The organism is Dietzia sp. oral taxon 368 (assembly GCF_002999155.1).
Lineage (GTDB): Bacteria > Actinomycetota > Actinomycetes > Mycobacteriales > Mycobacteriaceae > Dietzia > Dietzia cinnamea.
On record NZ_CP027238.1, the window covers coordinates 1,604,958 to 1,618,369 of the forward strand.

A 13,412-nucleotide genomic window follows, 5' to 3' on the forward strand; every position below is an offset into this window, starting at 1 on the left:
CCGCGAAATCGTGCACTCAGCCAGCGCGGGTCAGAGGAGCAGCGCATCCGAGGGCGGTCGCGCTGGCACTCTGCACAGCGCGGCCACTGGTTCGACTGGCGGGCGCCCGTCGCTGCCGGAGCGCCTCAGCCGGTGACGGCCACCGGAGAGCCGCCGCCGCCCGAGTCCACGGTCCGGCGGGCGGGCTGCGGAGACGCACCGTATCGTGGTGCCCGTGGGTAGACGGAATAGGCACAACGAGCCCAAGGCCGGCGGCAACCGCCAGGCCAAGATCGCCGCACGCGCGGCCGAGCGGGAGGAACTGAGCGTCGAGCCGCGGCCGTTCGCCGGGTTCGCCGGTGAGTGCGACATGGTGGCGATGCGCGAGTTCGTGCCGTCGGCCACGGCGAAGCTCACCACGGTCGCGGGCGACCGCGAGGTGACGTTGGCGACGGTCCTGCCCGGCGCGATCGCGGCGCTCGTCCGCGACGACGAACTCGGCGGCGAGGCGATGGTCGGCCTGCAGGTGCAGGTCCACGGCCCCGATCCGGCGGCCGATCTGGCGTTCGCGATCGACTGGGCGGGCCGCGCCGGCGGCGGGGAGACGCTCACCTCGTCGCACCCGACCGGGTCGACGCCGTCGCTGGCGGACGTCGTGGTGAAGGACGCCCCGCTGGAGATCGTCGTGCACGACGACTTCTCCTGGTGGGTGGCCGAGGGCGTGCAGGTCGCCCCCGAGATCGAGCAGGCGGTCCGCAACGCCAACGAGGTCATGATGCCCTCGGCCCGCGTGGAGGCGGACGGCATCGAGGCCGCGTGGTGGGTCGACGCCGGCGAGAAGGCACACATCCGCTGGGTCCGGCCCGAGGACGAGGACGCGCTGTTCGAGGCGCTGGCCCGGGTCCACGCGGCCGGTGGGTTGCACCTGGGCGAGGGATCCCGTTTCGCCGGGTCCTTCCGCACGCACGGGCTGCTGGTGCCGGTGTTCGACCTGGATCGCGAGATGCACCACCAGGAGTGGGCGCCGGGTCTGCAGGAGCTCGACGCGCGGCTGCGCGAGGCGCTCGCGAACGACGCCCCGCTCACCTCCGAGGAGCGGTCATCCCGCGACGGGTTGCGCGCCCGGCAGGTGACCCTCCGCTAGGAGGCCCGCGCGGCACGGACCCCCGACGGGGCGCCGCGCGTTCTAGGATCCCCACGGGTGGCGACCACGGTCGCCCACGACGCGATGTGTCGACCCGGGACGATCCGAGGGGGTGGGGCGCGTGGCCGACCGGCCGACCAGGGGGGACGACGACGAGACGTGCCGTCTCCCCGAGGTGACGGTCCCGCCGTGGCTGCGGACCGGGCCCGGCCCGGACTCCTCGCTCCCGGGCGTGCCCGCGGTCGACCGGTCTGCGGATGTGGCCGGCGGTGCAGGGGCGTCGCGGGCCGACGGCCGCGCTGACGAGCCCGTGCGTGAGGCCCCGCCGAACCGCATCACCCTGGGTGCGGGTGCGGGTGCGGGTGCGGGTGCAGGCGCACCCGCCTCTGCGGGATCAGGGCCCGCCCGGACGGCGGGCGTCGACGTCGACGACCTGTCGAGCCTCCCGCTGGGCTCCATCGCGACGGAGGTGCCCCGGCCGGTCGACGAGCCGCCGCGGTCGCCCGTGGTGCTCGACCGCCGTCCGGTGCGGATCGCCCTGCTGGTCGCCGCCGGTGTGGCGGTGCTGGGCGGGTCCGCGGTGCTCGGATTCGTCGTGACCCGCGGGGCCGTCAGTCCCTCCGAGGAGGCGGTCACAGGGTGCACCGAGGTCTCGGAGCCCGGCCGCGTGGTCGGCGCCGGCCCCGGATCGCTCGACACGCCCGCCGGCGCGGTCCTGGCGTTCGATCACGCCTACTACGTGGAGCGGTCGGCGGAGAAGGCGTTCGAGGCGGTCTCGCCGTCCAGCCGGATGACCGAGGAGCAGCTGCGCGTCGAGGGAGTCGAGCGGGTCCCCGAGGGCACCACCCACTGCGTGGAGGCGCGGGAGCTGTCGCCCACGCTGCTCGAGGTCGACCTCACCGAGTACCCGCCGGAGGCCGATCCGGTCCTGATCCGTCAGCGCGTGCGACTCGCCGAGAACCCCGACGGCACGTGGGGGATCGTCTCCATCACCCCGGCCGGCTGAGCGCGCGGCCGATCAGGGCCCGGCGTCGATGTACTCCGGGCCGGGGGTCCGCCCGGCGGCGACCGCCTCGAAGAACCCGGTGGTGGTGGGGCCCCACGTCAGATACGAGCCCACCGATCCCGACGCCATCCCGTCGTGGGGGGCGGTCACGGTCAGCGGGTCGTCGCTGAGGCGCCACATCATCCGCGCGAGGGTCCAGATGTGGTCGCCGGTGTCGACGGTGACGGCCTCGGCCCCGGAGTTCAGCAGCGGCACAGCGGTGAACGGGTTGAGCAGGTTCCCGGCAGACAGGGTCTTGCGCATGAGCGCGCCGAGGAACTGCCGCTGGTTGCGGACGCGCTGCAGGTCCTGCTCGGCGAACCCGTAGCGGGTGCGGACGAATCCCAGGGCCTGCGGTCCGGCGAGCGTCTGGCATCCGGCGGCCAGATCGAGGCCGGCGAGCGGGTCGACGATGGGCTCCTCGATGCAGATGTCCACTCCGCCCACGGCGTCGACGATCCCGGCGAAGCCGCCGAACCCGATCTCCGCGTAGTGGTCGATCCGCACGCCCGTCTGCTGCTCGAGCGTCTGGGTGAGCAGCGGCGGCCCACCGAACGTGTAGGCCGCGTTGAGCTTGTTCTCGCCGTAACCGGGAATGTTCACGAGCAGGTCGCGGGGCAGCGAGATGAGCATCGTGCGGTCTCCACCGCGCGGGGTGTAGACGAGCATCATCGTGTCGGTCCGCTTGCCGCCGGCGTCGGACTCGGAGCCGGTCGACAGCTGCGCCTGCTGCTCGGGGGTGAGCCCCTCGCGGGAGTCGGTACCCACGAGCAGGGTCACGGTGCCGGGCGTGTTGCCGCCCCGACCCGGGTAGTCGGTGAGCGCGTCGATCCGTTGCAGCTTCGAGTCCGCCCACAGGGCCGTGACCACACCCAGCGTGAGCACGAGGACCAGGACGAGGCCGACGATGCGCAGCGGCCCGATCCGCCGCCACAGGGGAGCCCGGCCAGGCCGCGGGCCGGGTCGGGCGGCCGAGGCCGCCCGCGCGGACCGACGATCAGGCCGCCCGCCGCGACGGTCGGTCGCCTGTCGATAGGGGTCGCGCCCGCCGGCGCGCGCCCGAGAAGACCGTCGCGGATCGCGCGGATCGCGGGGGTCCCTCGGGTCACGCCCGCCGCGCGGGTCCTCCCGCAGGTAGCGGGCCCGTTCCTCGGGCGTCAGCGGTTGGGGCTCCTGCCGCGGCTGGTAGCCGGTGCGACCGAGCGGACGCTCACGGCCGGCGTCGGCGGCCCTCGCGCCCGGGTCCCGCCGCACCGCGGCATCGCGGGACGCCGCCGGATCGCGCCGGGCGGACTGGTCACGACGAGCCGCCGGATCGCGCCGGGCGCCGGGATCGCGACCGGCCGGGCCCGGGCGGGCCCCCGGATCGCGCGGCGCGCCGGGGTCGGCGTAGCCGCGTCGCTCGCGGGCACGTCGCCGGAGCTCGGCGGCCTCCTCGGGGGTGAGGTGCCGGCGCCTGGGGTCGTCGGTCATGGGATCGGACTCTACTTGCCGGGCTCCGCGGTCGGCGGGTCCCACGGCGTCGGCGGGACCAGCGTCACAACGGCAGCGCTCAGAGCCAGGACACGTGCGGCGCCAGCGCGGCGTATCCCAGGAACGCGATCACGTCCAGCAGCGTGTGCGCCAGCACCAGGGGCCACAGCCGTCGGGTCCGCATCCACCACAGCGCGAACACCACGCCCATCGCGAGGTTGCCCAGCCCGCCGCCGAAGCCCTGGTAGAGGTGGTACGACCCGCGCAGCAGGGCGCTGGCGGCCAGCGCCAGCCACGGCGGCAGGCCCAGCTGCCGCAGCCGCACGAGCAGGTAGCCGACGACGAGGATCTCCTCGGCGGCGCCGTTGCCGGCCGCGGACAGCACCAGCACGACCGGCCGCCACCACGTCTCACCCAGACCCGACGCCGCGACCTGCAGATTGACGCCGGCGGCGACGGCCCCCAGGTACAGCGCCAGGCCGGGCACGCCGATCACCGCGGTCAGGGCGAGCGCCCACGCGACCTGCCGCCCGGGCCTGTCCCACACGAGACCGAGCCCCCGCGCGCGGATGCCGGAGTGCGCGAGCAGCACCAGCGGCAGCAGGGCCCACGCGAGCAACCGCAGCACGCCGAGCGCCTGATAGGCCAGGTCGAGCCACGTGTGCTCCGAGCGGGAGACGTTGAGGGCGGCGGTCTGGTCGGCGAGGTCGGCTGGCGCGAGCAGGGCGGAGACCAGGTCGAGGACGGCGTAGGCGCCGGACAGGCCGAAGGTCACCAGGAGGACGACGACGAGCTCGGCCACCAGCAGTCGGCGGACGCGCGGGTCGGTCACCGGGTCGAACCGAGAGGCGTACCGGGCGATCGCGGCGTGGGGGGAGAGTGCGCGACGGAGGGCCCCGGCGTCGGACGCGGGGCGCGGGGACCCGCTCATCCGGGGAGCCGGATGCTGTCGACGATCTTGTCCATCCACTTGACGCCGGGGGCGGACTGTTGCGCGGTGGTCACGTACGCCACCCACCACCGCCGCCCCTCCGAGCCGAACACGGCGGTGTAGACGAGCCCGCCGGAGTCGAGGTCGGCGAACTCGTCGGGCACCACCACGTAGGAGACCGCGGCGCCCGTGCCCGCATCGTTGGCCACGCGTGTGACCCGCCGCTCGTCGCGGATGCCGGACACGCCCAGGATGTAGAGCTGGATGGTCTCGGCGAGCGCGGTCGCCGCCCCCTGGTCGTCGGCGATCGCGGCGGCGGCGATCCCGGGCTCGAGAGCGCCCGCGAGGATGCGCGTCTCCAGCGCGTGGCCCGTCCCGACGGGCACGATCTGCAGCGATCCGAGCTCCGCGTCGCTCACAACGCGCCACCCCACGGGCACGGACAGCTCCAGCCCCGAGTCCACGTCGAGGTGGTGCTCCCCGTGCAGCGTCGAGTCCCTCGGCAGCACCGAGGCGGGATTGGTGGCCACCGCGACGATCAGCAGGAACGCCAGAAGTCCGAGCGCGACATGCACGGTCCGCGGGCCGCGTTTCTCCTCCGGGGTGAGGTGGGAGGCGTCCGGCGCGTCATCCGGGGCGGGGGAATAGTCGGCCGCGTATTCGGGCACGGGGGCGTCGTCGGTACCCATCGGTGGTCAGCGTAGCAACGGGCGGGGTGTACACCTGAGTGCATGACGGTGTCGCTCGAACTGCTGAGCCGGGGTCCCTCGCGGCCCGATCTCCTGGAGGACCTCGTGGCCGACGAGGCCACCATCGCGGACACGCTCGCCCGCTGGTCGGCCCCCGCCCCGGTCGTGGTCGCGCCCGCCGCCGACCTCGGCCTCCCGCCGTTGGAGGAGGTGTCCGCGGTGCTCGCCGCGGACACCCCCGCGATCGTCGACGTCGCGCGCGGCCTGACCGGTCCCGGTCCCGCCGCCGACCATCTCGCGGACCTGCTCGCCGTTGCCGCGCACTCCGGGGTCGGCTTCGGCTCGGGCCTCGTGCCCCGGTGCGCCGACGCGGACCAGGTGTGGGCGCTGCTCGCGGGCGCCGTGGCCGCGATGACCGGGGCGGACGTGCGCGCCGCGATCGCCGCGCCGGACCCGGCCCGCATCCTGGGCCTGTCGCGATCGGCCCGGGAGGCCATCCGTGATGTCGTGACGTGCACCCTCGTGTCCGACGGGCGGGTCGACGCCGTGTCCGCGGCCCTCGCGTCCGCCGATCCCGACCGTCGCTGACTAGGCTCGTCGTCGTGGTCACCGTCGCCTACCTCGGCCCGCCCGGCACCTTCACCGACGCCGCCCTGCACCGGCTCCGCGCGGACGCGCGGACCTCCGGCCTGCTCGCCGACGCCGGGGCGGTCCCGGCCCCCACCCCCGACGAGGCGCTGGCCATGGTCCGCTCGGGCGCCGCCGACTACGCGTGCGTCCCGTTCGAGAACTCCGTCGACGGCACCGTCAACCCCACCGGTGACGCGCTCGCCGTGGGGGAGCGGCTCCAGATCTTCGCCGAGACCGAGCTCGACGTGGCGTTCTCCATCCTCGTGCGGCCCGGTACCGCGGCCGCCGACGTGCGCGTGCTGCGGACCCACCCCGTCGCCGCCGCCCAGGTCCGTCGGTGGGTGGGCGTCCACCTGCCGCAGGCCCACATCGAGACCACGTCCTCCACCGCCGCCGGTGCCGAGGAGGTCGCCGCGGGCACCGCCGACGCCACCGCGGCGCCCTCCCGGGCCGGCGAGATCAACGGGCTGGTCCCTCTGGCCGAGCGCGTCGCCGACGTCGGCGGCGCCCGCACCCGCTTCGTCCTGGTCGGTCGGCCGGCCCCGCCGCCGCCGCGCACGGGCAGCGACCGCACCAGCGTCGTGTTCGGCCTGCCCCACCAGCCCAATGCGCTCGTCCAGGCGCTGACCGAACTGTCGATCCGCGACATCGACCTCACCCGCATCGGCTCCCGACCCACCCGCGTCGAGCGGTTCACCTACCTGTTCCACGTGGACCTCGTCGGCCACATCGACGACCCCGCGGTGTCCGAGGCGCTCGTCGCTCTGCGCCACCGCACCTCCGACCTGCGCTTCCTCGGGTCGTGGCCCGTCGCCGACGGCGGCGAGGCCGGCGCGCCACCGCCCGACCGTGCCGAGGCGCTGCGCTGGATAGAGGGGCTGCGTCGAGGGGAGGGCGCGGGGTGAGCGCCCGACTCCACCTCGTCCGCCACGGGCAGACCCCCTCGAACGTCGCCGGTGCCCTCGACACCGCGTTGCCCGGCGCCCCGCTCACCGACCTCGGCCGCGACCAGGCGCGGGTGGTGGGTGAGGAGCTCGCCGGGTCCGGCATCCGCCCCTCGGTCATCCTGAGCTCGGAGGCCGCCCGCGCCCGCGAGACCGCCGGCCTCATCGCCGGGGAGATGGGTCTGTCCACCCAGGCCGTACCCGGTGTCCACGAGGTGCAGGCCGGCGCGTACGAGATGGAGAGCGGGCCCGAGGCACTGCTCGCCTACAACAGGGTGGTCCGCGACTGGCTCGAGAACGGTGACCTCGACTCCCGACTGCCCCACGGCGAGAGCGCCCTCGACGTGCGGCGGCGCGCCATGCCGCTCGTCGCCGAGCTACGCGAGTCCTACCTCGACAACGCCGTCGACGTGGTGCTCGTCGTCCACGGCACGCTCATGCGGATGATCGCCGTGTTCGCCGGGGCCGTGCCCTCGCAGTGGGCGCTGGACAACCGGATCCCCAACTGCGGCGTGATCGAGCTGGCCCCGGACGGTGGCGGCTGGGCGTGCGAGCGGTGGGGCGACCACCTGGGGCGGCCCGGGTACTGACGGCTGCGGAGTGGCTCCCGCGGCCGCGCGTCGGCTGCTCCGCTCAGCCCCAGCCGAGGGCGTGCAGGGTCTCCTCGCCGATCCCGAAGTGGTGGGCGATCTCGTGGATCACCGTCACCGCCACCTCGTGGACCAACTCCTCCTCGGTCGAGCAGAAGTCACACAGCGCGCCCCGGTAGATCGTGATGGTGTCGGGCAGGAACCCGGAGTAGGTGGTGTCCCGCTCGGTCAGCGCGACGCCCTCGTAGAGCCCCAGTAGCCCGGGCTCGTCCGGATTCCGGTCGGCGATGAGCACCACCACGTTGTCCATGGCCTCGAACAGCGCGTCCGGTACCGAGTCCAGCGCGTCGTCGACCAGCTCCTCGAACCGCGCCTCGTCGACGCGGATGCTCACGGCGCCCCGCCGGGCACCGGGACGGCGACCGTGCCCTGGCCGGTGTCGGTCGTGGCGCCGGTGTCGCCACCGGGCTGCTGGCCGGGCGGCGGGATCTCTGTGGTGGTGGGCGCGACCGGGGTGTTCCCGTCGATGAGCACACCCTGCCGCGCGGAGCCGCGCAGCACCGCGAACGGCCCGGGCTCGGCGGCCCTCATCAGTCCGCAGTTGACGGTGCGACTGCCCGTGCGCCACGAGATCTCGGAGATGGGATTGACCAGCGTCGAGATGAGCGTCGTGCGGCGCAGCGTCTCGGGGTCGCCGAGGTAGGCGATGCCGGCCTCTCGGCAGGCGTCGGCGGTGAGCTCGGACTGCTGCCGCGGATCCGGCGGGACCGGCCCCTCGGGGAAGGTCCCCGTCACGTCGACGTCGGCGACGATCTCGATCGAGTGGTCGTCCGAGCACGGCACCGGTGCGCCGGGCAGGCCCTCGGCGGTGAATCCCAGGCACGTCCCCGGCTCCCAGCGGCGGTGCTGGTCCGCCTCGGCGAACGTGCCCGTGGACAGGGCGGACCGGCCGTCGAGCTCGGCGGCCGCGATCCCGCACAGGACACTGCGGTCGCCCTTGGCCCAGCCCTCCTCGGACGGCGGCACCACCAGTCCGGTGAAGCGGCCCTGCGGATCGACCTCGCGGCCGCCCGCGTACCGGGAGATCAGCGGCAGGCACCGGTCCGTGCCCACCGGGGCCAGGTCGTCGCTGTCCGGGAGCGGGGTCCCCTCGCCGAACCCGGGGACCTCGGACAGGTCGATCCGCCCCGCCACCTCGAACCGGTGGGGCTCGGCGCAGTCGACCGTGTCGAAGGAGGCCACGCGGTCCGCGGCGTCGATGGACCAGGTCAGGCAGGTGCCCGGGGCGGCGTTGGCGTACGCCGGACCCGACAGGGTCCGCGGGTCGACCTGCGGGACGACCGCCGCGATCCGCCCGGCGCTCGACGAGTTCGGGTCGTTGATCGCCGAGGCCATGAGCGCGCCGGTGACCGCCCCGCCGGACAGGACCGCGAGGAGGGAGGCCATGACCGCGCCCCGTGTGCGGAGCAGGGTCCGACCACGGCGTGACGATCGGGTGGTAGTGGTCATCGCCTTCCATGATGCCGCAACCGCGCCGTCCCGATAGGATTCGGAGCATGAGCGGACAGAACCACGACGAGCGACCCGGCGCGGACGGTGACGTGCGCTCGCCACGGGAGGGTGTGGACCCGGAGGTCCTCGAGTTCGCCCAGATGCTGTTCCAGCTGGCCCGGGACGGCGAGACGGAACGGCTCGCGGCGTATGTCGACGCCGGCGTGAGCCCTGACCTGACCAACGAGCGGGGCGACGCCCTGCTCATGCTCGCCGCCTACAACGGCCACCCGGACACCGTCCGCGCACTGCTCGAGCGGGGTGCCGAGGTCGACCGCGCCAACGACCGGGGTCAGACCCCGCTGGCCGGCGCGGTCTTCAAGGGGTACGGCGAGGTCGTCCGCGTGCTCTACGAAGCCGGGGCCGACCCGTACGGCGGCACGCCCACGGCCGTCGACACCGCGCGCATGTTCGAGAAGGACGCCTTCCTGGAACTGTTCGGCGTCTGAGGGGGCCGCGGCGCCCGGCCGCGACTGGCCGCTGGGAGGATTCGCGCGGGCCGCTAGGCTGAGATGCGTGATCGATCTCAAGCTGCTCCGCGAGAACCCCGACCTCGTCCGCGACTCCCAGCGCACCCGCGGCGAGGATCCGTCGCTGGTCGACCAGCTGCTGGCCGCCGACGAGGCCCGCCGCTCCTCCATCGCGGCCGCGGACTCCGCCCGCGCCGAGCAGAAGGCCCACGGCAAGAAGGTCGGTAAGGCCTCGCCCGAGGAGCGCCCGGCGCTGCTCGAGGCCGCGGGCGCCCTCAAGCAGGCGGTCAAGGACGCCGAGGAGGCCGAGAAGGCCGCGGCGGCCGAGGTCGACCGGCTCCAGCGTCTGCTGTCGAACGTCGTCGAGGAGGGCACGCCCGCCGGCGGCGAGGACGACTTCGTGGAGATCGAGCGGATCGGCGAGATCCCCACCTTCGACTTCGAGCCGAAGGACCACCTCGAGCTGGGCGAGAGCCTCGGGCTGCTCGACATGGAGCGGGGCGCGAAGGTCTCCGGCGCCCGCTTCTACTTCCTCACCGGCTACGGCGCCCTGCTCCAGCTGGGCATGCTGCAGCTCGCCGCGCAGAAGGCCACCGCCAACGGCTTCACCATGATGATCCCGCCCGTGCTCGTGCGGCCCGAGATCATGCAGGGCACCGGCTTCCTCGGCGCCCACGCCGACGAGGTCTACCGACTCGAGGCCGACGACCTGTACCTGGTCGGCACCTCCGAGGTCGCCCTGGCCGGCTACCACCAGGGCGAGATCCTCGACCTCTCCGCCGGTCCCAAGCGCTACTGCGGCTGGTCCTCGTGCTTCCGCCGCGAGGCCGGCAGCCACGGCAAGGACACCCGCGGCATCATCCGCGTCCACCAGTTCGACAAGGTCGAGATGTTCTCCTGGTGCAAGCCCGAGGAGGCGCACGAGGAGCACAAGCGCCTGCTGGGCTTCGAGAAGGAGATGCTCGAGGCCATGGGCCTGCCGTTCCGCGTCATCGACATCGCCGGCGGCGACCTCGGCTCCTCGGCCGCGCGTAAGTACGACTGCGAGGCGTGGGTGCCCACGCAGGGGACCTACCGGGAGCTCACTTCGACGTCCAACTGCACGACGTTCCAGGCCCGCCGGCTCGGGGTGCGCTACCGCGACGACGAGGGCCGGACGCAGACCGCCGCCACCCTCAACGGCACGCTGGCCACCACGCGGTGGCTCGTGGCGATCCTCGAGAACCACCAGCAGGCCGACGGGTCGGTCGTCGTGCCCGAGGCGCTGCGGCCGTTCGTCGGAAAAGACGTGCTCGAGCCGATCCGCTGAGGGATCGCCGGCCTCGTCGTCGTCGTCGTTGTCCGGTCCGTCACGGCCGGAACAGCATCATCACACCGCTCGCGCTGGCGCACGTGCGGCCGTCGGTGTCGGTGACCCGCACCCGAACCACGCACGTCGACCGGCCGGCGTGCTCGACCTCCGCACGGATCGAGGCGGGGGTCTTCTCCGGGCGTAGAGCCCGGATGTAGCGGACGGTGAGGTCCAGCGTGCTGTACCCGGTGCCCTGTTCGACGACGGTCGCCGTGGCGTAGCCGAGCGCCGAGTCCACCCAGCCGGAGACTATCCCGCCGTGGACCGTGCCGCCGTTGTTCAGCGCCCACTCCGCGGGCTCGGCCGTCATGGTCACCGCGCCCTCCTCGGCGGCGGTCAGTCGGACGCCGAGCGAGTATGCGCCGGGAGAGAGATGCCGCTCCCCGGCGATGATCGCCCGCAGAGCGTCGAGACCGGCGTGCGGCGAACGATCGGTGCCGACCGCGAGCGGCGGCCAGGAGTAGTGACGGCTGCGCGTCACGGGATCGACCGAATCGAAGGGGGCGTCGTGGTCCACCCCGCCGAACCTACCGGCGGTCGCGGACACCCTCCGCCGCGGGCCGCTACCCTGGGGCTCGTGGAGCTGCTCTATACAGGGATCATCGGGGTCGCCCGGACGATGTTCAAGGTCCAGGGACTGGACATCACCGTGCGCGGGGAACACCACTTCCCGGCGGTCGGCGGGGCGGTCGTGGTGATCAACCACACCGGGTACTTCGACTTCGTGTACGCCGGCCTCCCCGCCCGCGGGCACAAGCGGTTCATCCGGTACATGGCCAAGCACGAGGTGTTCGAGCACCCCGTGGCCGGGCCGATCATGCGCGAGCTCAAGCACATCCCCGTCGACCGCACGGCCGGCAAGGCGTCGTTCGACGAGGCCGTCGACCGCCTCCGGGCCGGCGAGCTGGTGGGCGTGTTCCCCGAGGCCACGATCAGCCGCAGCTTCGAGATCAAGGGCTTCAAGTCCGGGGCGGTGCGGATGGCGCTCGCGGCCGGGGTGCCGATCATCACCGTCACCATATGGGGCTCCCAGCGCGTGTGGACCAAGGGGCTGCCCAAGAAGCTCCTGCGACCCAGGGTGCCGATCATCATGGAGGTCGGCGAGCCGATGCAGGCGTACGAGCCGGTGGCCGAGTGCACCGAGGAGCTGCGCTCGCGGATGCAGGCGACCCTCGAGCGGCTCCAGGACGAGTACGCCGAGCGCTTCGGGCCGTACCCGGCCGGTGCCACCTGGGTACCGGCCCGCCTCGGAGGGTCGGCTCCCACGCTCGAGCAGGCCACGGCCCTGGACGAGGCCGAGCACGCGGAGCGACTGCGTCGTCGCGCCGAGAAGGCGGCCGCCGAGGGCACGTCGGTGGCCGATGTCGACACCCCGAAGGGACCGGCGGGCCCGGACGCTCCGTGAGTCGGTCGCGGCCGGTCCTCGTCGCCACGGACGTCGACGGGACCCTGATCGGCTCGGACGACCTCGTGCCCGCCGCCAACCTGGCGGTCGTGGAGGACCTCGTCGCCGACGGTGCGACCTTCGTCCTGGCCACCGGTCGGCCTCCGCGCTGGCTCGCGCAGGTGGTCGACCAGTTGCCCGTCGCGCCACTGGCGGTGTGCGCGAACGGCGCCGTCATCATGGACACCGGCAGCGGCGAGTTCCTCGAGACCAGCCTGCTCGACCCGGACACGCTCGCGGCGATCGACGAGGTCCTGCGGGAGCGGCTGCCGGGCAGCGGGATTGCAGCCGAGCGGCTCGGGGCGGATGCCGCCGACGCCGACTTCGTGGCCAGCCCGGACTACGAGCACGCCTGGATCCACCCCGCGCATCTCGAGGTGGGGCACGCCGAGGTCCTCTCCGAGCCGGTGCTGAAGCTGCTGGCACGCGTGCCCGGCATGCCCAGCGCCGACATGCTGGCCGCCCTGCGCGGCGAGGTCGATCACCTGGCCGACGTCACGTACTCCACGACCAACGGGCTGATCGAGTTCGCCGCCCGCGGGGTGACCAAGGCGAGCGGGCTGGCGCGGATCGCGGCGTCCACCGCGGCCGCGACCGCCACCCGGTCCGCGGAGGTGCCCGTCACGGTCGCGTTCGGCGACATGCCCAATGACCTGGAGATGCTGCGCTGGGCCGATCTCGGCGTCGCGATGGGCAACGCGATCCCCGCGGTCCACGCCGCCGCCGACGAGGTCACGCTGACCAACGACGAGGCCGGCTTCGCGCACGTCCTGCGTCGCTGGTGGAACTGACCCGCGGGGTCGGCCGGCGCTTTGATCCCGCGCGCGCCTGAGCCGCCCCGTTCGAGTCCGGCAGCCGTCGCGTCGCCGTCGCCCGCTGGCCGTCGCGCTGACGCCGAGTGGTCGAAGCTGCCCACGTTTACCGAGGACGGGTCCGCCGGAGAGCGGCATTTGCGACCACTCGGCGAGGGGGAGCGCCGTGCCAGGGCATGCCGGCCTGCGTCGGCCGCCCGGGGCGTACTGGGCCGCACCACACCGGCTGGCGCCGGGTCGGGTTGCGTCCGCACGGCTGGCCAAGGCGCCGCTCGTCCCGCTGACCGCCGCGCGGTCACTTATGCCCACGTTTTCCGAGGACGGGTCCGCCGGAAAAGCGGCGTTTGCGACCACTCGAC

General features: G+C 73.8%; 15 protein-coding genes. 9 read left to right on the forward strand and 6 right to left on the reverse strand.

Features of this window, described 5'->3' with window-relative positions; all coding sequences use genetic code 11:
- Positions 1 to 214: 214 nt before the first annotated feature.
- Positions 215 to 1,123 carry a DUF5926 family protein gene (locus C3V38_RS07530; RefSeq protein ID WP_106386402.1) on the forward strand — a complete coding sequence of 303 codons (909 nt, stop codon included), beginning with the start codon at positions 215 to 217 and terminating at the stop codon, positions 1,121 to 1,123.
- A 121-nt stretch (positions 1,124 to 1,244) separates the two neighbouring features.
- Entirely contained in the window at positions 1,245 to 2,129 is an 885-nt protein-coding gene (locus C3V38_RS07535; RefSeq protein WP_254426121.1) for a hypothetical protein, read from the forward strand.
- A 12-nt stretch (positions 2,130 to 2,141) separates the two neighbouring features.
- On the opposite strand, the gene C3V38_RS18020 is transcribed toward C3V38_RS07535, so the two are convergent.
- The 3 genes from C3V38_RS18020 to C3V38_RS07550 all read right to left on the reverse strand — a co-directional run bounded on the left by C3V38_RS18020 (position 2,142) and on the right by C3V38_RS07550 (position 5,261).
- Positions 2,142 to 3,641, reverse strand: a complete 1,500-nt coding sequence (locus C3V38_RS18020) for an LCP family protein (RefSeq protein ID WP_254426122.1) — start codon at positions 3,639 to 3,641, stop codon at positions 2,142 to 2,144.
- Positions 3,642 to 3,720: 79 nt separating this feature from the next.
- Entirely contained in the window at positions 3,721 to 4,572 is an 852-nt protein-coding gene (locus C3V38_RS07545; RefSeq protein ID WP_106385433.1) for a CPBP family intramembrane glutamic endopeptidase, read from the reverse strand.
- Positions 4,569 to 5,261, reverse strand: a complete 693-nt coding sequence (locus C3V38_RS07550; protein ID WP_106385434.1) for a hypothetical protein — start codon at positions 5,259 to 5,261, stop codon at positions 4,569 to 4,571. Before C3V38_RS07550 ends, C3V38_RS07545 begins: the two co-directional genes overlap by 4 nt.
- A 42-nt stretch (positions 5,262 to 5,303) precedes the next feature.
- Between C3V38_RS07550 and C3V38_RS07555 the strand changes: the two genes are divergently transcribed.
- The 3 genes from C3V38_RS07555 to C3V38_RS07565 are packed head-to-tail and all read left to right on the forward strand — an operon-like array spanning position 5,304 to position 7,425.
- Positions 5,304 to 5,849 carry a hypothetical protein gene (locus C3V38_RS07555; protein WP_106385435.1) on the forward strand — a complete coding sequence of 182 codons (546 nt, stop codon included), beginning with the start codon at positions 5,304 to 5,306 and terminating at the stop codon, positions 5,847 to 5,849.
- A 14-nt stretch (positions 5,850 to 5,863) separates the two neighbouring features.
- Positions 5,864 to 6,796, forward strand: coding sequence for a prephenate dehydratase (gene pheA / locus C3V38_RS07560; RefSeq protein WP_106385436.1), 933 nt, complete (start codon positions 5,864 to 5,866; stop codon positions 6,794 to 6,796).
- On the forward strand, positions 6,793 to 7,425 hold the full coding sequence (locus tag C3V38_RS07565) for a histidine phosphatase family protein (RefSeq protein ID WP_106385437.1): 633 nt from the start codon (positions 6,793 to 6,795) through the stop codon (positions 7,423 to 7,425). Before pheA ends, C3V38_RS07565 begins: the two co-directional genes overlap by 4 nt.
- Positions 7,426 to 7,468: 43 nt before the next feature.
- Here the strand turns inward: C3V38_RS07565 and C3V38_RS07570 are convergent, their stop codons facing one another.
- The gene (locus C3V38_RS07570; RefSeq protein WP_007631889.1) at positions 7,469 to 7,819 is read right to left on the reverse strand and encodes a metallopeptidase family protein; all 351 of its coding nucleotides are present in this window, start codon (positions 7,817 to 7,819) and stop codon (positions 7,469 to 7,471) included.
- Entirely contained in the window at positions 7,816 to 8,934 is a 1,119-nt protein-coding gene (locus tag C3V38_RS07575; RefSeq protein ID WP_239550431.1) for a septum formation family protein, read from the reverse strand. The genes C3V38_RS07570 and C3V38_RS07575 overlap by 4 nt, the downstream gene beginning before the upstream one ends.
- Before the next feature lie 47 nt (positions 8,935 to 8,981).
- On the opposite strand from C3V38_RS07575, the gene C3V38_RS07580 reads away from it, so the two are divergent.
- On the forward strand, positions 8,982 to 9,425 hold the full coding sequence (locus C3V38_RS07580) for an ankyrin repeat domain-containing protein (RefSeq protein ID WP_061227868.1): 444 nt from the start codon (positions 8,982 to 8,984) through the stop codon (positions 9,423 to 9,425).
- Between the two features lie 67 nt (positions 9,426 to 9,492).
- Complete coding sequence (gene serS / locus C3V38_RS07585; protein ID WP_061914205.1) at positions 9,493 to 10,755, forward strand: serine--tRNA ligase; 1,263 nt, start codon at positions 9,493 to 9,495, stop codon at positions 10,753 to 10,755.
- A 40-nt stretch (positions 10,756 to 10,795) separates the two neighbouring features.
- Here serS and C3V38_RS07590 read toward each other — a convergent pair whose 3' ends face one another.
- Positions 10,796 to 11,314, reverse strand: coding sequence for a PaaI family thioesterase (locus C3V38_RS07590; RefSeq protein ID WP_254426123.1), 519 nt, complete (start codon positions 11,312 to 11,314; stop codon positions 10,796 to 10,798).
- Positions 11,315 to 11,374: 60 nt separating this feature from the next.
- On the opposite strand from C3V38_RS07590, the gene C3V38_RS07595 reads away from it, so the two are divergent.
- Both C3V38_RS07595 and C3V38_RS07600 read left to right on the forward strand, forming a co-directional pair.
- Entirely contained in the window at positions 11,375 to 12,202 is an 828-nt protein-coding gene (locus C3V38_RS07595; RefSeq protein WP_174705765.1) for a 1-acyl-sn-glycerol-3-phosphate acyltransferase, read from the forward strand.
- Positions 12,199 to 13,032, forward strand: a complete 834-nt coding sequence (locus C3V38_RS07600) for an HAD family hydrolase (RefSeq protein WP_106385439.1) — start codon at positions 12,199 to 12,201, stop codon at positions 13,030 to 13,032. The genes C3V38_RS07595 and C3V38_RS07600 overlap by 4 nt, the downstream gene beginning before the upstream one ends.
- The last annotated feature ends 380 nt before the right edge of the window (positions 13,033 to 13,412 follow it).

Bases quoted from the DNA above. Each gene is read 5' to 3' on its own strand.
- C3V38_RS18020 (WP_254426122.1), bottom strand. From the start codon at position 3,641: ATGACCGACGACCCCAGGCGCCGGCACCTCACCCCCGAGGAGGCCGCC.
- C3V38_RS07545 (WP_106385433.1), bottom strand. From the start codon at position 4,572: ATGAGCGGGTCCCCGCGCCCCGCGTCCGACGCCGGGGCCCTCCGTCGC.
- C3V38_RS07550 (WP_106385434.1), bottom strand. From the start codon at position 5,261: ATGGGTACCGACGACGCCCCCGTGCCCGAATACGCGGCCGACTATTCC.
- C3V38_RS07555 (WP_106385435.1), top strand. From the start codon at position 5,304: ATGACGGTGTCGCTCGAACTGCTGAGCCGGGGTCCCTCGCGGCCCGAT.
- C3V38_RS07575 (WP_239550431.1), bottom strand. From the start codon at position 8,934: ATGACCACTACCACCCGATCGTCACGCCGTGGTCGGACCCTGCTCCGC.
- C3V38_RS07580 (WP_061227868.1), top strand. From the start codon at position 8,982: ATGAGCGGACAGAACCACGACGAGCGACCCGGCGCGGACGGTGACGTG.